22 protein-coding genes are annotated in these 23,346 nt (G+C 65.9%); 10 read left to right on the plus strand and 12 right to left on the minus strand.

Translation table 11 applies throughout. The annotated features are described in order from the left end of the window. Positions 1 to 13: 13 nt before the first annotated feature. The 3 genes from NX775_RS19450 to NX775_RS19460 all read left to right on the plus strand — a co-directional run bounded on the left by NX775_RS19450 (position 14) and on the right by NX775_RS19460 (position 2,257). Positions 14 to 862 (plus strand): response regulator, encoded by an 849-nt coding sequence (locus tag NX775_RS19450; RefSeq protein ID WP_258837468.1) that lies wholly within the window; start codon positions 14 to 16, stop codon positions 860 to 862. A 91-nt stretch (positions 863 to 953) separates the two neighbouring features. Further along, entirely contained in the window at positions 954 to 1,649 is a 696-nt protein-coding gene (locus NX775_RS19455) for a TetR/AcrR family transcriptional regulator (protein WP_183550752.1), read from the plus strand. A gap of 11 nt (positions 1,650 to 1,660) precedes the next feature. Then, on the plus strand, positions 1,661 to 2,257 hold the full coding sequence (locus NX775_RS19460) for an LOG family protein (protein WP_258837469.1): 597 nt from the start codon (positions 1,661 to 1,663) through the stop codon (positions 2,255 to 2,257). Here NX775_RS19460 and NX775_RS19465 read toward each other — a convergent pair. The 7 genes from NX775_RS19465 to NX775_RS19495 form a co-directional block, all read right to left on the minus strand. Continuing rightward, positions 2,254 to 3,369 (minus strand): diguanylate cyclase domain-containing protein, encoded by a 1,116-nt coding sequence (locus tag NX775_RS19465; RefSeq protein ID WP_258837470.1) that lies wholly within the window; start codon positions 3,367 to 3,369, stop codon positions 2,254 to 2,256. The genes NX775_RS19460 and NX775_RS19465 overlap by 4 nt on opposite strands. Next, positions 3,350 to 6,109, minus strand: coding sequence for a bifunctional diguanylate cyclase/phosphodiesterase (locus tag NX775_RS19470; protein ID WP_258837471.1), 2,760 nt, complete (start codon positions 6,107 to 6,109; stop codon positions 3,350 to 3,352). The genes NX775_RS19465 and NX775_RS19470 overlap by 20 nt, the downstream gene beginning before the upstream one ends. Before the next feature lie 7 nt (positions 6,110 to 6,116). Continuing rightward, the gene (locus NX775_RS19475; protein ID WP_258837472.1) at positions 6,117 to 6,557 is read right to left on the minus strand and encodes a type 2 periplasmic-binding domain-containing protein; all 441 of its coding nucleotides are present in this window, start codon (positions 6,555 to 6,557) and stop codon (positions 6,117 to 6,119) included. Between the two features lie 5 nt (positions 6,558 to 6,562). Beyond that, the gene (locus NX775_RS19480) at positions 6,563 to 7,855 is read right to left on the minus strand and encodes a hypothetical protein (protein WP_258837473.1); all 1,293 of its coding nucleotides are present in this window, start codon (positions 7,853 to 7,855) and stop codon (positions 6,563 to 6,565) included. Between the two features lie 166 nt (positions 7,856 to 8,021). Beyond that, the gene (locus tag NX775_RS19485; protein WP_183550764.1) at positions 8,022 to 8,555 is read right to left on the minus strand and encodes a M48 family metallopeptidase; all 534 of its coding nucleotides are present in this window, start codon (positions 8,553 to 8,555) and stop codon (positions 8,022 to 8,024) included. 139 nt (positions 8,556 to 8,694) lie between these two features. Beyond that, a complete protein-coding gene (locus NX775_RS19490) occupies positions 8,695 to 9,036 on the minus strand; it encodes a KGG domain-containing protein (protein WP_258837474.1) in 342 nt (113 codons plus the stop codon). 153 nt (positions 9,037 to 9,189) lie between these two features. Next, on the minus strand, positions 9,190 to 10,221 hold the full coding sequence (locus NX775_RS19495; protein ID WP_258837475.1) for an NADP-dependent oxidoreductase: 1,032 nt from the start codon (positions 10,219 to 10,221) through the stop codon (positions 9,190 to 9,192). A gap of 126 nt (positions 10,222 to 10,347) precedes the next feature. On the opposite strand from NX775_RS19495, the gene NX775_RS19500 reads away from it, so the two are divergent. Both NX775_RS19500 and NX775_RS19505 read left to right on the plus strand, forming a co-directional pair. Then, positions 10,348 to 10,890, plus strand: coding sequence for a YaeQ family protein (locus NX775_RS19500; RefSeq protein WP_258837476.1), 543 nt, complete (start codon positions 10,348 to 10,350; stop codon positions 10,888 to 10,890). Positions 10,891 to 10,930: 40 nt separating this feature from the next. After that, on the plus strand, positions 10,931 to 11,410 hold the full coding sequence (locus NX775_RS19505; RefSeq protein WP_258837477.1) for a copper chaperone PCu(A)C: 480 nt from the start codon (positions 10,931 to 10,933) through the stop codon (positions 11,408 to 11,410). Positions 11,411 to 11,433: 23 nt separating this feature from the next. Here the strand turns inward: NX775_RS19505 and NX775_RS19510 are convergent, their stop codons facing one another. Beyond that, the gene (locus NX775_RS19510; RefSeq protein WP_258837478.1) at positions 11,434 to 12,207 is read right to left on the minus strand and encodes a head GIN domain-containing protein; all 774 of its coding nucleotides are present in this window, start codon (positions 12,205 to 12,207) and stop codon (positions 11,434 to 11,436) included. Between the two features lie 196 nt (positions 12,208 to 12,403). Here NX775_RS19510 and NX775_RS19515 point away from each other — a divergent pair, with 196 nt between their 5' ends. Both NX775_RS19515 and NX775_RS19520 read left to right on the plus strand, forming a co-directional pair. After that, positions 12,404 to 12,886, plus strand: a complete 483-nt coding sequence (locus NX775_RS19515; RefSeq protein WP_258837479.1) for a DMT family transporter — start codon at positions 12,404 to 12,406, stop codon at positions 12,884 to 12,886. Between the two features lie 72 nt (positions 12,887 to 12,958). Then, entirely contained in the window at positions 12,959 to 14,080 is a 1,122-nt protein-coding gene (locus NX775_RS19520; RefSeq protein WP_258837480.1) for a type IV pilus twitching motility protein PilT, read from the plus strand. 12 nt (positions 14,081 to 14,092) lie between these two features. Here NX775_RS19520 and NX775_RS19525 read toward each other — a convergent pair whose 3' ends face one another. From NX775_RS19525 to NX775_RS19540, 4 genes are all read right to left on the minus strand, one after another. Continuing rightward, entirely contained in the window at positions 14,093 to 15,367 is a 1,275-nt protein-coding gene (locus NX775_RS19525) for a cytochrome c (RefSeq protein WP_258837850.1), read from the minus strand. Next, positions 15,367 to 16,077: a c-type cytochrome gene (locus NX775_RS19530; RefSeq protein ID WP_258837481.1), complete on the minus strand. Its 711-nt coding sequence runs from the start codon at positions 16,075 to 16,077 to the stop codon at positions 15,367 to 15,369. The genes NX775_RS19525 and NX775_RS19530 overlap by 1 nt, the downstream gene beginning before the upstream one ends. Positions 16,078 to 16,138: 61 nt before the next feature. After that, positions 16,139 to 16,738, minus strand: coding sequence for a 3'-5' exonuclease (locus NX775_RS19535; RefSeq protein WP_370660609.1), 600 nt, complete (start codon positions 16,736 to 16,738; stop codon positions 16,139 to 16,141). Between the two features lie 38 nt (positions 16,739 to 16,776). After that, on the minus strand, positions 16,777 to 17,313 hold the full coding sequence (locus tag NX775_RS19540) for a ProQ/FINO family protein (RefSeq protein ID WP_258837482.1): 537 nt from the start codon (positions 17,311 to 17,313) through the stop codon (positions 16,777 to 16,779). Positions 17,314 to 17,868: 555 nt separating this feature from the next. On the opposite strand from NX775_RS19540, the gene rpoD reads away from it, so the two are divergent. From rpoD to NX775_RS24105, 3 genes are all read left to right on the plus strand, one after another. Next, entirely contained in the window at positions 17,869 to 20,628 is a 2,760-nt protein-coding gene (rpoD, locus tag NX775_RS19545; protein ID WP_258837483.1) for an RNA polymerase sigma factor RpoD, read from the plus strand. Positions 20,629 to 20,930: 302 nt separating this feature from the next. Further along, on the plus strand, positions 20,931 to 21,728 hold the full coding sequence (locus NX775_RS19550) for a transporter (protein ID WP_258837484.1): 798 nt from the start codon (positions 20,931 to 20,933) through the stop codon (positions 21,726 to 21,728). Positions 21,729 to 21,740: 12 nt separating this feature from the next. Next, complete coding sequence (locus NX775_RS24105; protein WP_307732351.1) at positions 21,741 to 23,345, plus strand: methyl-accepting chemotaxis protein; 1,605 nt, start codon at positions 21,741 to 21,743, stop codon at positions 23,343 to 23,345. The last annotated feature ends 1 nt before the right edge of the window (position 23,346 follow it).

Genomic DNA, 23,346 nt, shown 5'->3' on the forward strand with positions numbered 1-23,346 from the left:
TTTGGAGCACCCAGTGGCGCGCATCCTGATCATCGAAGATAACCCGGCGAACATCGAACTGATGTCGTTCCTGCTCAGCGCCTATGGCCACGCGCCATTGAGCGCGGCCGATGGCCCCCGCGGCGTGGCCGCTGCGCGCAGCGAGCGCCCCGACCTGATCGCGTGCGACGTGAATCTGCCCGGGATGGACGGTTTTGCCGTGCTCGCCGAGCTCAAGGGCGACCCGGCGCTGGCCGGCGTGCCCATCCTGGCCGTGACCGCGCTGGCAATGACGGGCGACCGTGAAAAAGTGCTGGCCGCCGGCTTCGATGGTTATATCAGCAAGCCGATCGAGCCCGAAAGCTTCGTCGCGGAGCTCGAAGCCTTTCTGACCCCTACGCCAGCGTCGGCGCCGGCGCCGGCAATGGCGACACCGCCGGCACAGCCCCAGCCCCAGTCTGCCGCGTCAACCGAGGCCACAGCCACGCCGGCCACCGACGCACGCACGCTGCTGCTGGTCGACGATGACCGCTTCATGCTTGGGGTGCTCAACGACATGCTGATCGGCCAGCCGTACCGGGTGCTCAGCGCCTGCTCGGGCGAGGAAGCGCTGCAGGTGCTGTCGCACGAACCAGTCGAGGTGATCCTGTGCGACCAGGCCATGCCCGGCATGCGCGGCACCGAGGTGCTGGCCGAGGCGGCGGCGCGGTATCCAAAGACGGTGCGCCTGATGCTGTCGGGTCAGCCCGACCTGACCGATATCGAAGCGGCCATCAAGAGCGGTGTGGCCGATGGCCATTACATCAAGCCGCTCGGCGCGCGGGCGCTGCGCGAGCAGCTCGACGAAGCGTTCCGCCTGCAGAGCGCGCGCAGGACCGGATAACACGAATCCCCGGCCAGTCAACCGGCAGATGGCTCGATAGAACGACCGTTCGATGATATCCTTGCGGGAACAAACACGAACAGCGGCCTACATGCAACAAAAAGCACCGCGCCGGACCCGTGAACGCATCCTCGAGCTCTCGCTCAGGTTGTTCAACGAGTTCGGCGAGCCCAATATCACGACCACCGTCATTGCCGAAGAGATGAATATCTCGCCCGGCAATCTGTACTACCATTTCCGCAACAAGGACGATATCGTCAACTCGATCTTCGTCCAGTTCGAGGCGGAGATCGAGCGCATCCTGACGGTGCCGGCCGGGCGCCGCTCGAACATGGAAGACGTGTGGCTGTACCTGCACCATATGTTCAAGCTGATCTGGCGCTACCGCTTCTTCTACCGCGACCTGAACGATCTGCTGTCGCGCAACCGCAAGCTCGAACTGCACTTCAAGGCAATCCACGCGCACAAGATCAAGGTCGCGCGCCAGCTGTGCGAAGACTTGCGCAGCGAAGGCTCTCTTGACGCGTCCGACCAGCAGATCGGCGCCATGGCGACCAATATGGTGGTCGTGGCGACCTACTGGCTGTCGTTCGAATACGTGCGCAATCCCCGCAAATACAGCGAGCAGCAGGCGATTGCCGATGCGCTCGCGCGCGGCTGCTACCAGGTGCTGTCGATGGTCGGGCCCTACCTGAATGGCGAGACGCGCGTCCTGTTCGAGAAGCTGTCTGACGACTATCTTAAAAAACTGTCGGCCGACGCCAGGCCTGGCGCCGACTTCCTTTGAAAATGCACACGATGAAAACCCTTGCTGTCTACTGCGGCGCCGCGCACGGCGTCAACCCCGTCTACGCCGATGCGGCGCGCCTGCTGGCGCGCGCCATGGTCGACCACAATATCAGCCTCGTCTACGGCGGCGGCAAGGTCGGCCTGATGGGCGTGATCGCCGATGAAGTGCTGCGCCTGGGCGGCGAAGCCACCGGCGTCATCCCGCGCGCCCTCGTCGAGCGCGAAGTCGGCCACGCGGGCCTCACGCGCCTGTTCGTCGTCAAGGACATGCACGAGCGCAAGGCCATGATGGCCGACCTGTCCGAAGGCTTCATCGCCATGCCGGGCGGGATGGGCACGCTGGAAGAGCTGTTCGAGATGGTGACCTGGGCCCAGCTGGGCATCCACGCCAAGCCGATTGGCCTCCTGAACGTCAACGGTTTCTATGACGGCCTGCGCGCCTTCGTGGGCCATCAGGTGGCCGAAGGATTCGTGCGGCCCGAACACGAAGACCTGATGATCGCCGACAGCGATCCCGACCAGCTGATCCAGCGTCTGCGCGCGGTGGTACCGGTCGTGCTGGAATCGAGTCTGCCAGCGGCGGCGGCCGACCAATTGAAAGGCTAGGCGACTTCGATCCGGTCGCGTCCGGCCGCCTTGGCCCGGTACAGCGCCTTGTCGGCGCGGCTGATCGCTTCCGTGAACGGTTCGCCATCGCGCCGTTCGGCCAGGCCGGCCGAAAAGCTGATCCGCCGCTCCGGCGTCATGCCGTCGATCTGCAGTGCGTGCACGCGCGTGACGATGCGCTCGAGCACCTGGCGCGCTGCCTGCGGCGTGGCGTCCGGCAGCAGCAGCAGAAATTCTTCGCCGCCCCAGCGCGCCAGCGTGTCGTGCTCGCGCAGCGCGCCATGCGCGGCGCCGGCGAATCCCCGCAGCACGGCGTCACCCACGGCGTGGCCATATTGGTCGTTGACCTGCTTGAACAGGTCGAGGTCGAGCAGCGCCACGCAACTGGTGGCGGGCGCTGAGCGCCGTTCTTCGGCGCCCAGCAACTCGTTCATGTGGCGGCGATTGGCCAGCGACGTCAATTCGTCGACGGTGGCAAGCGTACGGATAGTGTCGAGGGCCGCCAGCAGCTCCTGCTTGCTGGCCTTCATGCGCCGGCGCAGCTTGGTCATTTCGCTGGCCAGCAGCGTAGTCGCCAGCAAAGCCGCCGCCAGGTAGCCGAAGCTCATCGCCTCGACGGCGGGCGGATGGCCTAGCGGATCGATTGCCTGCAAATACCACATGATGCCGGCCATGCCGGCCAGGGCGGCGCCGGCGAGCAGCAGTGCGCGGCGCGGGTGCATGGCGAACGTACAGAAGGCGATGGCCACCACCAGCATGCTCAGGAGCGAAGAGCGCAGCGGGCCGGCGATCGCATAGCCGGCAATGGTGCAGCCGATCGCGAACAGCGATTGCAGCGCCGCGAGCATGTCGGGCGCGATCTTCAGTCGCGCACTGAAATGGATCAGGGCGTAGAACGCGAGCGTGCCGCATGCGGCGACGATGCTCAGCACCAGCGCAGGGCCGCGCGGCGTGTAGCCGGCCCCGACCTGCGCCGCGAGCAGGCCCATGGTGGCCACATACAGCATGGCAGTGGCGATCCAGTAGTTGCGCATGCGGCGCAGCATGAGCGCCGCATGGGCCGGCGCGGCGGTCGTCCCCTTGCTATCGGTGCTACTCGGCGCAGAGGTCATGGGCGTCTCCTGCGCTGCCTGCGAGCAGGCGTGCGATATCGCTGGCCGGGAGCGGCCGGCTGAACAGGTAACCCTGCATTTCGTCGCAGTCGTTGGCGCGCAGGAAGTCGCGCTGCTGTTCGGTCTCGACGCCTTCGGCAATCACGCGCAGGTCGAGCTTGTGGCCCAGCGAGATCACGGCCATCGCGATTGCCTGGTCGTCGGGCGAGTCGGCCAGATCGGCGACAAATGACTTGTCGATCTTGAGGCGGCTGATCGGGAACGACTTGAGCGCCGACAGGCTCGAGTACCCGGTGCCGAAGTCGTCGATCGACAGCGCCACGCCCATCGCTTCGAGTTCGCGCATCTTGTCGATCGAGCGGCCCAGGTCGCGCATGATCAGGCTTTCGGTGACCTCGACTTCGAGGCCGTCGGCCGGCAGGCCGCTGATGCGCAGGGCATCGGCGACGCGTTCGACGAGGCGCTTGTCTTCGAACTGGCGCGCCGAGACATTCACCGACACGCTGACCGGGGGCAGGCCAGCCGTGCGCCAGGCCTGGGCCTGGGCGCAGGCGGTGCGCAGCACCCAGTCGCCGATCTGTACGATCAGGCCACTCTCTTCGGCGAGGCCGATGAAGCGCAGCGGCGAGACCAGGCCCTGCTCGGGGTGGTGCCAGCGGATCAGCGCCTCGACGCCGAACAGGCAATTCGTGCGCAGGTCGATCTTCGGCTGGTACAGCAGCTGGAACTGGCACGGGCCCGGATAGTCTTCGGCGCAGGTGTCGATCGCCGCCCGCAGGCCTTCGAGCAGCACGAGCTTTTCGTCAACGCTCTCGTTCATTTCGCTGACGTAGTACTGCACGTTGTTGCTGCCCAGTTCCTTGGCGCGGTACATGGCCACATCGGCGTGCATCATGAGGGCGTTGGCGCTGGCGCCGTCGCGCGGGTAGAACGTCACGCCGACGCTGCAGCTCACTTGCACTTCCTGGCCCTCGACCAGCACCGGCTCGGTGACGGCTTCACGCACGCGTTCGAGCAGCGGCGCGATCGCCATCGGGTCGCCCGCGAGGTCCGGCAGCAGGATCACGAATTCGTCGCCGCCAAAGCGCGCCAGCGTATCGTCGCTGCGCAGGCAGCGGTGCATGCGCGCGCCAACCACCTTGAGCAGTTCGTCGCCGGCGTTGTGGCCCAGCGTGTCGTTGACCAGCTTGAAGCCATCGAGGTCGATGAACGCCAGGCCGACCGCGCGGCCCGCTTCGGCCGCGGTGACGATCGCCTCGCCCAGGCGCTCGCGCAGCAGGCTGCGGTTGGGCAGGCCGGTCAGGTCATCGTGGTGCGCCAGATGGCGGATACGCTGCTCGCCCATCTTGCGCTCGGTGATGTCGCGCACGATCACGACGACGCCATCCTCGACCGCCACCGCCTGGCGGTGCAGCCAGACCCCGGGCTGGGGCAGGGTCTGCGCCTGCCACTCCGTCTCGCGCGCAATGCCGTCGCGCGCTACCGCCGACAGGTCGTCGAAGACGGATTGACTGATCGACGGTGGCAGCAGGCCCGAGATTGGCTTGGCGGCCATCTGCTGCTTGGTCAGGCTGGTGAAGCGCTCGGCGCGGCTGTTGGTGGTGGCGACCACGAAATCACGCACTTCGCCGCGCGGACCGAACACGGTGCGCAGCACGAAGAAAGCATCGGGACTGGCTTCGGATGCAGCGGCGTAGGTTTCCTGCGCCAGCCGTTCGCGCCGGCGCGCCTTGGCCAGCTGCCACGACCACGCGCTCACCAGGATCACGACGGCAATCAGGAGCGCGCTGGCCGCGCCCGCGCCAAGCAGCCAGGCGCGCCGGCCCTGATAGAACCCGGCCATCTGTTCGGTTTCGGACAAGCCGGCCACCGCGACCAGCGGGAAGCTGTTCATCGGCCGGCTGGCGACGGTGCGGGCCTCGGATTCAAGCACGGGTGCGCCGTGCGCGGTCGTGCCGGCTGCCACGCCGCCGTTTGCGCCCGGCACGAAGCGCTGGCCCCATGACACGGTTTCGCCCACACGCAGCGCGCGCAGCATGCCGTCGGTGCCCGCCATACCGAGCAGGCCGCGATCGCCCTGGCGCGAGCGCTCGTAGCCGCTGGTGAAATAGGCCGGGTCGAGGGCAACGACGGCCACGCCGGAGAAGCGCCCGGCCGCATCGTTGATGCGGCGCGAAAAGTGGACGGTCGGTTCCCTTGAGTACTCGCTCAGGCTGGTCAGACTGACGAACGGCACGTCGTCGCTGGTCTGGCGGTGAAATTCGAACCATGCGGTGCGTGCCAGGTCATGCCGCTTCGACGCGGGATTGCTGGCGACGATGTGTCCGCTGGCGTCGCTGATCTCCACCTGAAACACGAGGCCGGGCGGCAGCAGGCCCTTGGCTTCGAGCGCGGGCAGGGCGCCGGTCGGGCCATTCTGCTCGACCGCGTACTTCAGCACGCGCAGGGTCTGGTCGATCGCGCTCAGGCTGCGCGCCAGTTGCGCTTCATACGTGTCGAGCAGTTCCTGGGTCGCGTCGCGTGTGGCCACGACAGCGGCGCGGCGCTCCGATTCGATCACGTGCAGCGTGCCGAACCACATTGCGCCTAGCAGCGCCAGCGCGAACAGCGGCAGCGAGATGTGTGTCTCGAGCGCCAGGCCAAGCCAGCGCGCCAGCAGGCCGCGCGTGCGCGGCGCGCCTGCCGACGGCTCGCCGTCGCCCGTGAGCGACGGCCCGCTGGAACGCGCGAGCATGTTCATGGCATGCTCACTGCAGCACCAGCACAGGGCGCACCGACGGGTCGAGCGCGGCGCGCTCGATATAGCCGATCATCGACGGGTTGTCGGCCACCATGCGGCGCACGGCAGCATCGCTTGGGGCTTCGCGCGGCGGCTGGCCGCGGCCCGTGAACACCATCTTGGACCAGTGGGCCTTGAGCAGTGCCGGGGTCTTGCCGGTGAGCTGGCGATAGAACAGGTCGCGCTGCGCTGCGCCCAGCCCCTGGTCGATGGCGACGGCGGCCGCGCCATCCGGGAAGCTGCCCGTCTGGCCGAGGAAGATGGCGCTGACCTGCTCGGCATTGAGGACCGGGTTCGGGTTGCGGCTCGAGACGATGACGACCAGTTCGGCCGACGCGTTCGTGGCGACGAAGCACAGCGTGCACAGGGCCAGCAGGTGGCGGGAATAATTACCGAGGCGTGTTTTCATCGGCGTCAAAAGACAAAGTCCAGCGCAATGCTGGTCACGCTAGTCGTGCGATCCGAACGAAACGCAGGCGTGGAATTGATCAGGGTGCCGCGCGAACCGCCGCGCGGCCGCACGCTCTCGAACTGCAGCTTGAGGGCGACGTTGGTGGCGACGTCCCAGCGTACGCCGGTGCTCCAGGTGGTCTGGATCGGAATCGTTGCCAGCAGCGTGTTCAGCGCGCCATTGATCTGGGCGGCGCCGGCAGCGACCGGCGGGGGCAGGCCTTGCAGTGACAGGCCGGGGTCGGACGTGGCCACGTCGGCGCGGATCTGCGCATAGCCGACGTAGGGCGTGAATGCGCCCTGGCGCCAGCCGGCGCCGACATACACCGACGTGCCGCCGCCGAGCAGGGAGTCGGTGCGGGTACGTCCCGTTTCGGCGGTGACGAACCATGCACCCGGGTCATAGCTGGCGCCCGCGCTGATCATCGACACGCGCTTGTTGACGATGGCGTAGCGCTCGGCCAGCATCTGGCCCTGCGGGCCGAACATGCGCAGGCCCGCGAACAGGTCGGCGGCGATGTCGGTGTTCAGGCGCGCGCGCGCGGCCGACAGGCGTACCGTCAGGGGACCATAGTCGATGCTGTGCGACAGGCCCAGGATGTTTTCGGCATCGATCTGCAGGCCAAAGCCCAGGTCCTGGTCGGTGCTGCCCGAGAACACCTGCGTTGCGTGGCGCACGGCGCCGGCGTTCCAGCGCCAGGTCGCGTCGACCCCGTCGCTGCTTGAAATCGGCAATGCGCCATAGACTTCGACCGGCGTGCGGACCCACGGAATGGTGTAGCCGACCTTGCGCGATTCGGCGCCAAGAAAAACGGGCAGTGCGATGCGACCGACGCGTACGGCGAGGTCGGGCGTCATCTGGTACTTGATATTGGCCCACTCGACGCGCGGATGGTAACTGCCATTCAGGCGCTGCTCACTGATTACCTGCAGCACGCCTGACCAGGCGCCCTGGCCCACGTCGAGCTGGGCGCCGAGGCGGCTGTCGACGTCCGGGCTCCAGGAGCCGGACACGCCGGCGCCGCTCGCGCGCAGGATGGACGAGCTGAAATCAGCCTCGCGGTTGTTCGAATGGACCACGCCGAGCGTGCCGAAGCCGGACAGCTTCCACGTGGGACCTGCGGCGGTGTCAGGCGCCGGGTCGGCGGCCTGTGCTTCTGCTTGTGTCTGCGCCTGTGCGTACAACGGCGTGCAGGCGAGCACACAAGTGGCAAATGCGGCAGGCAATAGCGTGCCGGGAAAATAGTGCGAAAGCATGTGATGTGATGTTGGCGCCATGGGCCTGAGCGGTGTCGGGTGACGCCGGGCCAGAACCTGACGACTCTAGCGAAGCGCTCCTGCAAAGTCGAGCGGAGCACGACAAGACAAGCGACTGACGATGGTTTTTGTTGCGTATGCGCAACGACAGTTGCACATGGTAACATCAACGCGGAAGCGGTGCTGGTTCGGCGTTCCACAGGCGTGCGCCTGCCAGATCGAGCCACGTCAGGTACAGGCGCACGTCGAATTCCAGCTGGTGATAGGCCGGTTCCATCCAGCAGCACAGCTTGTAGAACGCCTTGTCGTGTTCTTTTTCTTTCAGGTGCGCCAGTTCGTGTACGGCGATCATGCGCAGAAATGGCAGCGGCGCATCCCGAAACAGGCTGGCGATGCGAATCTCGTGCTTGGCCTTGAGACGTCCGCCCTGGACGCGCGAGATGGCCGTGTGCAGGCCCAGTGCATGCTGGACCACCTGGATCTTGCTGTCGAAGGCGACCTTCGAGACCGGCGCGGCCTGGCGCAGGTATTCGTCCTTCAGGTCCTGGACGTAGTCGTACAGGGCGCGGTCGGTGCGGATGCCGTGCGGTGCCGGATAGCGCTGGCGCAGCGTGTCGCCAAGACGGTCTTGCGCGATCAGGCCGCTGACCTGCGTGCGCAGTTGCTCGGGATAGGCGGTCAGGTATTTCAGGGTGTGCATAAGCCGGGCAATGTACCACAGGGGGTGGCGCCGTGCCTGGGGGATATATAGAGCGGGCGACTGCGGCCGGGACAGCCGATGCAGCCGATGCCACGGAAAAGCGTCGTTCCCGCACCGGCTGGGAACGACGCTGCAGAGGCTAATTGTCCTTGCTGCTCTGGCGATTGCCCTTGTCGGCCATGGCTGCTGCCGCCGCGCGCTGCGCCGACTGCCGGCTTTCGCCGCCCTTGCGGCCGATGTCGGCCATGTGCGCGCGGTTGCGGCTGACGGCTTCGCCGCCTTTCTGGCCGGCGCGGCGCGCTTCTTCGGAATCGAATTCGTGCGCCGTCCCTTTTTGATGCGCCGCCTGGCCACCCTTGCTGGCGATTTCACGCTGCTGGTTCTGGTCCATTGCCGCGAAACCCCGCTTGGCCGGTTGCCCGCTCTTTTGGGCACTGCCGGTCGCCGTCTCTTTGCTGCCGTTCTCTTTGCTCGTCGCCATGTCGATCTCCTTGTGCCCGTGGGGCTGTCAGTGGAAGAGGTCGTGCCCGATGCCACGAGCGCACACAGGATGCACTCTCGTGTTTAGAGAAACGTGGTGAGCGTTAGTTCCGCCATTTTCACGTCAGGGCGGGGCAGAGGCAGGTCAGTGCTTTTATGCGTCGGCTACCTTCAATACCAGCTTGCCCAGGTTACGGCCCTCGAACAGCATCAACAGCGCCTGCGGGAATTGCTCGAAGCCGTCGACCACGTGTTCGTGACTGGCGATCTCGCCGGCCGCCAGCCACGCGCCCAGTTCGGCCACCGCCTCGTGGTAGCGCGCGGCATAGTCAAATACCACCATGCCTTCCATCCGTGCGCGGTTCACCAGTAGCGCCAGGTAGTTCGTCGGGCCCTTCACGGGCGCGGTGGCGTTGTATTGCGAGATCGCCCCGCAGATCACGATCCGCGCCTTCATGTTGATGCGCGTGAGGACGGCGTCGAGGATGTCGCCGCCGACATTGTCGAAATAGACGTCCACGCCCTGCGGGCAATGCTGCTTGAGCGCCGCGTGCAGGCCGCCCGCCTTGTAGTCGATGCAGGCATCGAAACCCAGTTGCTCGACGACGAAGCGGCATTTCTCGGCGCCGCCCGCAATGCCGACCACGCGGCAGCCCATGCGCTTGGCGACCTGGCCCACGGTCATGCCGACGGCGCCGGCCGCGCCCGAGACCACGACCGTGTCGCCGGCCTTGGCCTGGCCCACGTCGCGCAGGCCGAAGTACGCCGTCATGCCAGGCATGCCCAGCAGGTTGAGCCACGCGGTAAGGTTGCCGATGCGTGGATCGATTTTGACGAAGCCGGCGTTCTTGTCGTCGGCCGGGCCGGACCAGTGGCGCTGCACGCCGGTGCCGCCAGCGACATGGTCGCCCACCGCAAAGCGGGGCGAGCGAGACGCCACCACGACGCCCAGACCGCCGGCGCGCATGACTTCGCCGATGGCAACCGGTCGGATGTACGATTTGCCTTCGTTCATCCAGCCGCGCATGGCCGGGTCGAGCGACAGGTACAGCACCTTGACCACGATCTCGCCCTCAGCGGGCGCCGGCACCGCCTGTTCGTGCAGTTTCCAGTCGTGGGCCTGCGGCAGCCCGACCGGGCGGGCAGCGAGCAGGAATTGCTGATTGGGTGGAAAGGTGTCGGTCATGCGGGTCTCCTGGCTGGTTGGATGATCTGTGCCAGGAAGTCTATACCGCGCCATCGCCCGGCGCGCGCTGCGCATGCGACAATAGCGGGTTCCTCTACCGATCAATCCGTTCAAAGCACCGCACCAATGGCTATCAAAGCGACCATCTACAAGGCTGACCTGTCGATTGCCGACATGGACCGCAACTATTACCAGGAACACAGCCTGACGATCGCCCGGCATCCGTCCGAGACCGACGAACGCGTGATGATCCGCGTGCTGGCCTATGCGCTGCACGCCGATCCGGCGCTGGCGTTCACGAAAGACCTGTTCGACGTCGACGAACCGGCCCTGTGGCTCAAGGATCTCACCGGCGCCATCGACCTGTGGATCGAAGTGGGCCAGCCCGATGAAAAGCGCCTGCTGAAGGCGGCCGGCCGCGCCGAGAAAGTGATCGTCTACAGCTACAGCGCAACGAGCAGCATCTGGTTCAAGGGCATCGCCAACAAGATCGAGCGCGCGAAAAACGTCAGCGTGATCAACATCCCGGCCGAGATCAGCGCCCAGCTCGAAAAAATGGCGTCGCGCTCGATGGCGCTGCAATGCACGATCCAGGATGGCCAGGTGTGGCTGACCGACGGCACCGACACCGTGCTGGTCGAGCGTGAAGCCTTGCGCGGCGCAGTGTAAGATTGTATTTTTCACTGACTTCAACTAGCCAAGGATTGCCATGACCCGTCACCTGATCGCCGCGCTTGCCGCGGGCCTGTTTTCCGTCTCCGCGCTGGCCCAGGTCACCGTGACCGAACCCTGGGTGCGCGCCACCGTGCCGGCCCAGAAAAGCACGGGTGCGTTCATGCAGCTGCAGTCGGCCACGCCGGCACGCCTGCTCGAAGTGCGCACGCCGGTGGCTGGCCGCGCCGAGATCCACGAGATGGCGATGGAAGGCCAGGTGATGCGCATGCGTCAGGTAAAGGGCATCGATCTGCCGGCCGGCAAGCCAGTCGTGCTGGCGTCGGGCGGCTACCATGTGATGCTGCTGGACCTGAAGCGCCAGCTGAAAGAAGGCGAGAATGTTGAGCTGACCCTGGTGGTGCAGGACGCCGCCGCCAAGCGCCAGGAAGTGAAGGTGTCGCTACCGGTCATGCCGCTGACGCACAGCGGCAAGCCGGCAGCGCAGGATGCGCACGCGGGTCACACTGGCCACTGAGCGCAGCCAGCGACTTCACCACTTCAGCGCGGCGCGTTTCCGATGCGCCGCACTTCTCCCGAGCCCGCCACGCTGCGGCTCACCTTGGGATCGCCATAATAGCCGACATCGCCCGACCCGGCGATGCTCGCGCGCAGGTCATTCTTTGCCCACACCGTCGCGTCGCCGGATCCGGCGATGCTCACGCGCGCCGAATCGGCGGCGATCTTGCCCATGTCGACATCGCCTGAACCACCGATCGACACCGACAGTTCGCGTACCGTGCCGCCATCGGCGCGCAGGTCGCCGCTGCCGGCCACGCTGGCCGCAACCGTCTCTGCTTCCAGCCGTGCAATCTGGATCTTGCCCGAGCCGCCGACGTCCAGGTCCAGGCGCTTGCCGCGCAGGACATCCGCATCGATGGTGCCCGAGCCGCCCAGCGACAGGCGCTCGATCTGGCGCGCCGTCACGACGATCTTGAGGTTGCGGGTGCGCAGGTTCAGGTTGCGCTTGGCGGGACGGATGCGCAGCATGCCGTCTTCGACGCGCGTCTCGACCAGAGCCTGCAGATTGTCATCGGTCTCGACCGTGACGCTGTCGACGTTGCCAGTACGCAGTTCCAGCCGGCCCGGCAGGCCCAGCGCGATGCCATTGAACGACTCGACCTTGCGCGCCTGGCGCGTGACGTTGCCATTGCCTTCGACTTGTTCGCTGCCGAATGGCCAGGCCATGGCCGCAGGGGGCGCGACGGTGCAGGCGAGGGCGGCGGCGAGCATCAGGGCGCGCAGGGCAGGGATGGAATAGGCGTTACGCGACATGGTGGGGCTCCTTGAAAGGCGGTGGGAATGGTGCCCATCCTGGCAGGACGGTCCCGTGCTGCCGAGCCGTTTGCGACAGACTGCGCGCGCCGTGGTGTGAAATGCAACTGTGCGGATTAAGCCGCGCGCTCCGACTATCCAACACGCCCACGCAAGATGCACTAAGATAGTGCGCTTTTTGCAACGGAGTAGTGCGATGAACGTGATTTTATTGGCGATGGCCTTCTGTGTGGGCATGGCCATGTCGGTGCAGGCGGCGATCAACAGCCAGCTGGCCCATTCGATCGGGGCCAATTCGATGATGGCGGCGCTGGTGTCGTTCACCTGCGGCACGGCGGTGTTGCTGGCCGTGGCGCTGGCCAAGAGCGGCGTCGGCGGCCTGGGCGCGACGCTGGCAGCGTTGCCGTCGCAGCCCGCCTGGAAATTCCTGGGCGGTTTTCTCGGTGCGGCGTTCGTGTTCGGGACCGTGTTCCTGGCGCCGCGCATCGGTCTGCTCAGCCTGATCGTGCTGGTGATTGCCGGTCAGCTGCTCAGCTCAATGGCGATCGACCATTTTGGCCTGATCAATATGGCAACGCGCAAGGTGTCCGGCGTGCGCATTGCTGGTGCGCTGGTGGTCGTGCTCGGGGTGACGATTACGGTGTTCGGCGAGCGCATTGTTGCTAGTATGTCACGCTGAAGATTTTTTTCTTTTCTGCAATATTTGGGTTCTATAATGGTCGACACTTGATCTTTTACCAGCATCGGCCAGATGGAACATCACCAGTCCTCGCAGATTCCCACCCTGTCGTATATCGAGAACGAAGACCATCCGGTATTCGAAACGCTGGTCCAGCAGATCCTGCATCTGCTGAACTCGAAGCTGGTGTTTTCGGACATTATCATCCACCAGAACAGCCCCTTGATGCTGCGCCAGCCGAAGGGCCTGGTGGCGGTGACCGATTCGCCGATCACGAAGGAAGAGCTGGAAGAATTTTTTGATGTGATCGAGCCAAACTGGCCGCAGCGCATCGCCTCGCGCGCGTTCGACCGCTCCATTGACCTGCACACGGCGCGCATCCGCGCCAACTGCTTCCGCTTCCAGGGCGGCAAGCGGATCGGCTGCGTGATCCGGCGCTTTCCGAAAGAGCCGATCCCGCTGGCCGACCTGGGCCTGTGGGACGACGAGCGCGAATTCGCGAGCCTGGCCAGTGGCCTGGTCCTGATCATTGGCGACACCTGCCAGGGCAAGTCGACGACGATCGCGTCGATCCTCGACGAGATCAACCGCCACCGCTCGGGCCACATCATCACCATCGAAGACCCGGTCGAAACGCTGATCCCGCAGCGCAAGTGCATCATCACCCAGCGCGAAGTGGGCGAGGACGGCGACGTCGACAGCTACTATCTTGGCGCCCTGGACGCGCTGCGCGAGCGGCCGGACGTGATCGTCATCGGCGAGATCCGCGACGCCGAGACGGCGCAGGAAGCACTGGCGCTGGCCGAATCCGGCCCGCTGGTGCTGGCGTCGCTGCATGCGCGCTCGACCGAGCTGGGCCTGCAAAAGATGCTGCGCCTGCTAGGCAACACGGACGCCCAGGCGCAAGCGCTGGCCCACGCGCTGCGCGGTGTGCTGTGCCAGGCGCTGCTGCCATCGGTGGAGGGCAACCGCTATCACCTCGCCACCGAATGCCTGACCCCGAGTCCGGCCGTCGTGCGCATGCTCGAAGCAGGGGACCTGGGCAGCATCCGCGCGCATATGAATCGCGGCATCGATGCCGGCTGCCACACGATGAATGCGTCGCTCGAAGGCTTGCTGGCCTCGCACAAGGTGCGTCTGGAAGATGCACGCAATGCCACCACCGATCGGGTGGCGTTTGCCGATATGGTGTGACTCGCCCGCGACTTAGTCGAGCGACACCGCCCGATAGCGATTGACCTCGGTCGCCGTCACCGGCGCGCCGGTATTGCCCCAGCTGGCCCGGATCCAGGTTAGTACCGCCGCCACCTGCGCATCATCGAGTTCATGCCCGAATGGCGGCATCCCGTACGGCCGTGGATTGCCATGCGTGCCGGGCGGGAAGCCGCCGTTGACCGTCATCCGGATCGCGTTCACGGCCGGCGTCATGGTCACGGCGCGGTTGCCGGCCAGTGGCGGGTAGGCCGGCATGCGTCCTTTGCCATCGTCGCCATGGCATGCCGCGCACTGCGCCGCGTAGATCCGGCCGCCTTCCGCCAGTACCTGATCAGCGGCAGGCAGCAATGCCGGCGTGGGCTGCGCACTCACGGGCGTGGCGGCGAGCGACTTCAGGTAGCCCGCCATCGCGCCCAGATCGTCGGGTGTCAGGTACTGCAGGCTGCGCGCCACCACTTCGGCCATCGGCCCGGTCGCCGCGCCGCGCGGTGAGATGCCGGTGCCCAGCAACGCCACGATATCCGCCTCGCGCCAGTCACCCAGGCCCGCCTCGTGGTTGGCCGTCAGCGATGGGGCATACCAGCCGAGGGTCGGGATCATGCCGCCAGCCAGCGCACCATCCGCCGCGCCCAGGCTGTTGCGGGTGCTGTGGCAGGCGCTGCAGTGGCCCAGGCCTTCGACCAGATACGCGCCCCGGTTCCAGCTGGCGCTGCGCGCCGGTTGCGCGGCATATTCGGCAGGCCGGAAATACAGCAGGCGCCAGCCGGCCAGTAACGCCTGCTGGTCGTACGGGAAGCGGATATCGTGCGGCCGGTTCGCCTGGCGTTGCGGCGGCAGGCTGCGAAAGTAGGCAAACAGCGCATCCGCATCGGCGCGCGTGACCTTCGTGTAGTTCGTGTACGGGAAGGCCGGATACAGCAGGCGGCCGCTTGGTGCGATGCCGTTGTGCAGCGCATTCCAGAAGTCGTCGGCGCTCCAGGCGCCGATGCCGGTGTCGCGGTCGGGCGTGAGGTTAGGGCCGTAAAAGTGGCCGAACGGCGTATCGAGCGGACGGCCGCCGGCGTATGCCACGCCGCCACGCGCCGTGTGGCAGGCGATGCAGTCGCCGGCGCGTGCCAGGTAGGCGCCGCGCGCGATATTGGCGGGCGCGGATGCCCAGGCAGCGGGCGAACTGGCCGGGACGAAGTCGGCCCGCGGCCATGCCAGTGCGATCGCGAGGCCGACGATGACGACCGCCGCCAGCAGGACGAGGCGCACGGTCTTCATCATGGCGCGCTGCCGCAGAGGATTGGCAGCGGCCGGGCAACGGCATCGGCCGGTCGCGGGTCGGCCGGCATTGGCTGCGCCGCCAGCCAACCCGAGACGGCGGCGACATCGTCGGGCGACAGGCGCGCGGCTACTTGCCCCATGCAATCGGGAGTATGGGCGCGCCGCACGCCGTTGCGCCAGGCGCCGAACTGCGCGTTGATGTAGTCGCGCGGCAGGCCAAGCAGGCCCGGGATCGCGGGCTGCACGCCGGTCAGGCGCGCGCCGTGGCAGGCGATGCAGGCCGGGATGCTGCGTCCCCGGTCGCCCTCATGCACGAGCTGGCGACCCCGGTCACGCTGTGCGGGCGACAGGTTGACCGGCGTGGGCGGCAGCACGGTTGGCGCCTGCGCCGCAAAGTGCGCGGCGATTTCGCGCAGGTAGGCGTCGGGCAGGTGCTCGGTGAGGTACGTCATCACGGGATAGTGGCGCCGGCCGTCCTGGAAATTGCGCAGCTGGTGATACAGGTAGCCGGCCGGCTTGCCGCCGATGCGCGGATAGAAGCTGTCGTTGACAGGGTTGCCGCGCGCATCGACGCGTGCGTGGCAGGTGGCGCAGGCGCGCAGGCGCTGGGTGAGGGTGTCGGGAACGGGCTGTGGCGCGGCGCTGGCGACGAATGTCCCCGCGCACAGGAGCGCAGCAGCGGGCCAACGGAAGCGTCGAGATGGCATGGATTCACCGGCAGCATGGACGCTGACGATGATAGCGCGAATCTTGAACGCCGCGCGGGATTCAGCCTGCCGGCGTTTCCATTTTCCAGCGCCGGTAGATCCGCAGTGCCGCATGCGCGTCGTCTGCCGCGTATTGCAGCTGCTTGTCCGACAGGTGCGGCAGCGACCAGTTGGTGGTCGTGATGCGTTTGGATTTCTGCAGGCGCTGGCCGAAGAAGCGTTCCACGGCGCTCTTTGCGCCCAGCGGATTCTTTTCACCGCGCCGGCGCAGCGCCGTCGACAGATCGAGCACGTTGCGCAGCTCAATGCCGAATTTGGACTTCAGCCGCTTGACGTCGTCACCCAGGCCAAAACCCACCTTGAGGATGCTGCCAGAGGCCAGCACGGGTTCCAGCACGGTGAAAGCGAGGGCATTGCCGGTGGGCGTGGCGGTCTGGAACAGGAAGGCGAAGTCGTCGGTGGCCAATTGCACCAGGTGCGGCCCGGTCGAGACTTCGCCCTTGGCGAAGGTGGGCTTTGATTCGGTATCGAAGCCGATGACGTCGGCCGCGAGCAGCGCCGCGAGCGCCTGCTGCGCGTCCGCATCGGAGCGCACCAGCCGCACATGGGCCGGGTCGATGCCGATGTAGGCGGGCAGCTCGGGTGGCAGACCAGCTTGCAGGCCATCTGCCACCACGTCCTTCAATGCGTCGCCCGAATTCAAGTCTTCGAGAACTTGGACGCCAGCGCCTGCAGCTTTTCCTGGCGCTTGCGGTTGTTTTCTTCCTCGAGGGCGGCGTCGCGCTCGGCCTTCTTGCGGTCGGCTTCTTTCTTGAAGCGCTGCTGCAACTGCTCTTTCGCATGCAGGCGGTGCGCTTCAGGCACTTCGGCGCCGGCAGTGCCGTCGAGGTCATAGCGGACCTTGGCTTTTTCCATCGCGCGCAGGTAGCGCATCGAGCCGGTGTGGATGCCGAGGGCGGCGCGCATCGTTTTCTTGTCCAGGCCCGGCATGCGTGCCTGCAACTGCTTGTCGATACCGATCGACAGTGGCAGGCAGTCACGGAAGGCGGGATACTCCTGCTGGAGTTGCTTGAGCAGCGAGCGCGCCGACTGGCCCGATGCCGGGGCCGCAGCAGGTGCGGCAACCGGGGCTGCTGGCGCTGCCGGCTCGGCTGGCGACTGCGTTGGCTGCTGTGCATCCGGGGTGGCTGGCGCGGCGGTGGTGTCGACGGACTCTGCAGGGGTATTGGTATTCATTGACTTCATGGTAAGAACAGGATTGCGAAGGATAGCACGGCGCTAAAAGCCGCATTGTACTAGTTCCACTAATAAATGTTGAGAAAGACGCACTGCGATGAAGCATTGAAACGCGAAATCGTGTATGATCCGCCTCTTGCCTTGAGTCCGGCTTGCGCCGGCGCAGACCAGCAAGAAGGTCATCATGCCGGGGCAATGCACCCGGTGACACGTGCAGATCCCTCACCGGATCGAGCAATGATCACCAAAACTTGCATTGGGGCGTAATGGCCCCATCTCCTATTCTTCTAGAAAAATAGATGCAAGCCCGTGTTAGCGGGCTTTTTTTCGTTCCGACATGCACAGCACGACTTTGAACAGCGACCAACGCCACCTGCCCGCAGCCCCGATATTACGCCGGCGCGCGCACCGAAGGGCAGGTCGAGCTTGAAGTCTGGCATGTCCGCCCTAAGGTAGGGCCACTTCCGTTCCCCATTCCCAGGTCCCGTACGCGGGGCCCGCTGGATTATTGACTTCGCAGGCGCGCTACTCGCCTCGACTGGAGAGTTTTAAGCTATGAAAAACACCGCCAAGACATTGACACTGACAGCGAAAAAAGCCCCGGCCAAGGCATCGGCCCCGCTGGCAGTGCCTAAAACCGCCACTTCCTACTTCCTCGAAACGGAAGCGGCGGCCAAGGTCACGGTGGTCAAGACCCGTTCGCGCCTGGCGACGCTCAAAGCCCAGGCCGACGCGATCCTGGCCGCCGGTGGCCCCGCAGCCGAGCCGGTTGCCGCCCCAGCCGTCGCTGAAGCCGCACCTGCAGCAGTGGCGCCAGCGGCCGCGCCAGCGGAAGCTGCCGCGCCAGCCGAGGTCAGCGCGCCCGAGTCTGTCGTCACTGCTGTCGCTGCTGCAGCAGACACCGCAGCCGACACCGCGCTTGACGCGCACGATCCCGCCGACGACTACATGCCAACGCAGGCCAAGCCAGCCGCGCCACCGGTCATCGTGCGCAAGCGCGGCCGTCTGGCAGCGCTGAAAAACGCCGAGCCGGAAAGCGACGTCGCTGCCGAGGCTGTACCAGCCGAAGCCGTGGCCCCCACCGTTGCGGAGCCTGCCCCGGTGGCCGAGGAAGCGCCGAAAGTCGTGCGCACCCGCACCGCGCGCCGCGTCGATGCCAGCCCGGCTTCGGTGCCAGTCGCCCAGACCAATGCCGTCGGCACCGTCAGCAAGACCACCGACGCCGCTGCGCTGGCGGCGATCGACACGTCGGGCTACCTGCTGCCGCAGGTGAAGGTGCCTGGCCGCCGTGGCCGCAAGCCAAGCGAATTCGTGCCGGAGAACGACGAAGTCGCGGCGCTGAACGCCGTCGAGCGCGCCGAAATGAAGGCCGCATCGAAAGTGCGTGAGCGCAAGGCCAAAGGCATTGCGCTGCTGAAGGAAGAAGGCTTCTCGGAGACCGAACTCGAGCGCCGTCGCCAGCAGCTGAAGAACCTGATCAATATGGGCAAGGAGCGGGGCTTCCTGACCCACGCCGAGATCAACGACCATTTGCCGGAAAACATCATCGATCCGGAAGCGATCGAAGGCATCATCGCGACCTTCAACGACATGGGCATCGCCGTCTACGAGCGTGCGCCGGAAGCCGAAATGATGCTGTTGTCGGACCAGGCCGTGACGCCGACGAGCGAAGACGAAGTGGAAGCGGCCGCCGCAACCGCGCTGTCGACCGCCGACTCGGACTTCGGCCGCACGACCGACCCGGTGCGCATGTACATGCGTGAAATGGGCGCCGTGTCGCTGCTGACGCGCGAAGGCGAAATCGAAATCGCCAAGCGCATCGAGCAGGGCCTGAAGGACATGGTCCAGGCGATCTCGGCGTGCCCGACGACGATTTCGGAAATCATCGCGCTGTCGCACAAGATCGCCAACGATGAACTGAAGATCGACGACGTGGTCGATGGCTTCGTGGACATGAACGACACCCCGGCGCCTGCTGCCTCGGTCGCCCACGCCGCTGCGATCAGCGAAGAGGACGACGAAGAAGAAGAGGAAGAAGTCGAAGAAGAAGAGGGCGACGTCAACAGCGGCGCCGCTGCCGGCTACTCGCCCGAGCAGCTCGCACAACTCAAGAAGAGCGCGCTCGAGAAATTCGCGCTGATCGAGCAGCAGTTCGACCTGATGGGCCACGCGTTCAAGAACAAGGGCTATGGCTCGCCGGCGTACGAAGATGCGCAAGCCGTCATCTCGTACGAGCTGCTGGGCATCCGCTTTACCGCCAAGGTCGTCGAGAAGCTGTGCGACACGCTGCGCGGCCAGATGGACGAAGTGCGTTCGATCGAGCGCGCCGTGCTGGACATCTGCGTGAACCGCTGCGGCATGCCGCGCGCCCACTTCATCAAGGTCTTCCCGGGCAATGAAACCGATCTGCAATGGGGCGACCGCGAAGTCGACTGCGCGTATCCGTACAGCGCTGTGCTGAGCCGTAACCTGCCGGCGATCAAGGAACTGCAACAGCGCATGATCGACCTGCAGGCGCGCGTGGCGCTGCCGCTGGCCGACCTGCGCAAGATCAACAAGCAGATGGCGGCGGGCGAAAAGCGTGCACGCCAGGCCAAGCGCGAAATGACCGTGGCCAACCTGCGCCTGGTGATCTCGATTGCCAAGAAATACATCAACCGCGGCCTGCAGTTCCTGGACCTGATCCAGGAAGGTAATATCGGTCTGCTGAAAGCGGTCGACAAGTTCGAATACCGTCGCGGCTACAAGTTCTCGACGTATGCGACGTGGTGGATCCGCCAGGCGATCACGCGTTCGATCGCCGACATGGCCCGCACGATTCGCGTGCCGGTGCACATGATCGAGACGATCAACAAGATGAACCGCATCTCGCGCCAGATCATGCAGGAAACGGGCAGCGAGCCGGATCTGCCGACGCTGGCCCTGAAGATGGAAATGCCAGAGAACAAGGTTCGCGAGATCATGAAGATCGCGAAAGAGCCGATTTCGATGGAAACGCCGATGGGCGAGGACGGCGATTCGCAGCTGGGCGACTTCATCGAAGACAACGCCACGCTGGCCCCGCTGGACGCCGCACTGCACGCGTCGATGCGCAACGTGATCAAGGAAGTGCTCGACTCGCTGACGCCGCGCGAAGCAAAGGTGCTGCGCATGCGTTACGGCGTCGAAATGTCGAACGACCACACGCTGGAAGAAGTGGGCAAGCAGTTCGACGTGACCCGCGAGCGCATTCGCCAGATCGAAGCCAAGGCGATGAGCAAGCTGCGCCAGCCGTCGCGCTCGGACAAGCTCAAGACGTTCCTGCACAATCAGTAAGCCGGCACATGCCGCGTCGACGCTGTCGACATGAAAGCCGTCCGGTTCGCGCCGGGCGGCTTTTTTTCGCGTTGTCGACCCCATCTGCGGCGGCGCTGTTTCTGCGAACGACCTTCCAGAATACGTCGTGATTCCTCAAAAGCCGCAGTTCATTATCTCGGTTTCAAGCCCGCCGTGGCTGTCAATACACATCACTTGTTGAACACAAGAAATAAATGCAGACATGTGTTCTACGCCGACAAATTTTTGCAATACTCGATCTGCACTCCAAGTGCAGACCTCCTTTCCTGAAAGACCGCAACATGCCGACCTCCCCATACCCACGCCTCACCTTTACCTGTCTTGCCAGCCTGGCGCTGCTGGCCCCGCTGTCCGCCGTCGCTGGCGACGATGACGGGATCGTCACCGACCGGCCCGATTTCGTCGAGTCCAGCAATGTGGTCGGCCGTGGCCGGTTCCAGATCGAGACCAGCGTGCTGGCCGAGCGGGACAAGTCCGATGGCGTGCGCGCGCGAACCTACAGCATGCCGACGCTGCTGCGCTATGGCGTGGGCGACGTGCTCGAACTGCGGCTCGAGACCGACGGCCGTACGGTCCAGCATGCGGGCGGCGAGGGCACGTCCGCCGGTTACGCCGACACGGCGCTCGGCGTGAAGTGGCATGTGCAGGACGAAGCGCCGGGCCGGCCTTCGGTCGGCGTGCTGCTGCATGCCGACCTGGACAGCGGATCGCGGGCCTGGCGCGGCCAGGGCGTGCGCCCGTCGCTGCGCGTGGCCGCCGAATGGGAATTGCCGGGTGATTGGTCGCTGGGCGTGATGCCCGGCGTCGGGCGCGAGCGCACCGAGGATGGCAAGCGTTATGGCTACGGCATCCTCGGCGTGGTGCTGGGTAAAGAATTGACGCCAACCTGGCGCGCATTCGTCGAAGTGGCGGCGCCGCAGATCGCCCGCAGCGCCAACGGCGGCACCGTGGCCACGTTCGATACGGGCATGGCGTGGTTGCTGTCGGACCGCTGCCAGCTCGACACCATGCTTGCGCTGGGCCTGAACCGGCGCACGCCCGATGCCGCGCTCACGGTCGGGCTATCGTTCAAACTGTAGGGAGAAATCACCATGAATCTGACCATCCGGCACCGGCTGTTTCTATCGAACCTGGCAGCGGTCTTTCTGGCCGCCGTGGTGGCCAGCATCGGCTACGGCGCGATGTTGTCGCTGGAGACGGCGATGAACGCCATCACCGTCAACGGCAGCGCGCTGAAGCAGCAGCTGCAGGCCGACATGGCGCACGATGCCTTGCGCGCCGACGTGCTGGCCGCGCTGATCGCCGGGCCGGATGACGCAGGCAAGCAGGCCGAGGTCCGGCGCGATCATGCGCAGCACGCTGCGACACTGGCCGGGTTGATCGACACGCTGGCCAAGGAGGATACCGACGCAGCCCTGCAAAGTGCCATCCCCGCCGTGCGCGCCGACGTCGACGCTTACCTCAAGAGCGTGGCTCGGATGATCGACATGGCGTTCACCGACCCGGTCGCAGCGCGTCAGGCGCAGGCGGACTTCATGGGGCATTTCCGCAAGCTCGAAACGAGCATGGGCGAGCTCAGCGACACCATCGGGGCCAGCGCCGAGGCCACACGCGTCGGAGGCCATGAACTGGTCGTGCGCTCCGAACGCCTGCTGCTGCTGGCCTCCCTGATTTCCGTGATGCTGATGGTGGTCGTAGGCCAGCTGTCGGCACGCGCCATCCGGCGCCCGCTTGAAGAAGCGGTGGCGTTCGCTGGCCGCATCGCCGACGGCGACCTGGGCGCAACGCTCGACTGCAACGCCGACGACAGGACTGAAACTGGGCGCCTGAAGGTGGCGCTGCAGCGCATGCGCGCCAATCTGCATGGGGTGGTCAGCCAGGTGCGCGGCAGCACCGATGCCATTGAAACGGCGTCCGGCGAAATCGCCAGCGGCAACCTGGACCTGTCACGCCGCACCGAGCAGCAGGCCGGTGCGCTCGAAGAAACGGCGGCGTCGATCGAGGAGCTGGCGGCGACGGTCAAGCAGAATGCCGACAGCGCCTTACAGGCCAACACGCTGACGGCATCGGCGTCCCAGGTAGCTGTCAAGGGCGGCGAGGCGGTCGCGCGCGTGGTCGATACGATGGGCGCGATCCATACATCGTCGCGCCGTATCGTCGACATCACCGGCACGATCGAATCGATCGCGTTCCAGACCAATATCCTGGCGCTCAACGCAGCGGTGGAAGCGGCGCGCGCCGGCGAGCAGGGGCGCGGTTTTGCCGTGGTGGCGTCCGAGGTGCGCAACCTGGCCCAGCGCGCCAACGCCGCGGCCGGCGAAATCAAGGTGCTCATCGACGAGTCGGTGCGGCACGCCGACAACGGGATCTCGCTCGTCGCGGCGGCCGGCGGCACGATGGACGAGATCGTGGCCAGCGTACGGCGCGTCACCGATATCGTGGCCGAGATTGCCACTGCCAGCCAGCGGCAGGGACAGGGCATCGCGCAGGTCAACAGCGCGATCGGGGAAATCGACGCCGTCACTCAGCAGAATGCTGCGCTCGTCGAGCAGGCCGCAGCGGCGGCGGCCTCAATGCAGGAGCAGACCGCCAACCTCAGTGCGCTGGTCGGGAATTTCAAGCTGGGTCAGGCGGCGCCGGTACAGCTGGCGCCGGTGGATCGGCGCCGGCAGACCGGCGTGTTGCAACTGGCCTAGA

This window comes from Massilia aurea (assembly GCF_024753205.1).
Lineage (GTDB): Bacteria > Pseudomonadota > Gammaproteobacteria > Burkholderiales > Burkholderiaceae_D > Telluria > Telluria aurea.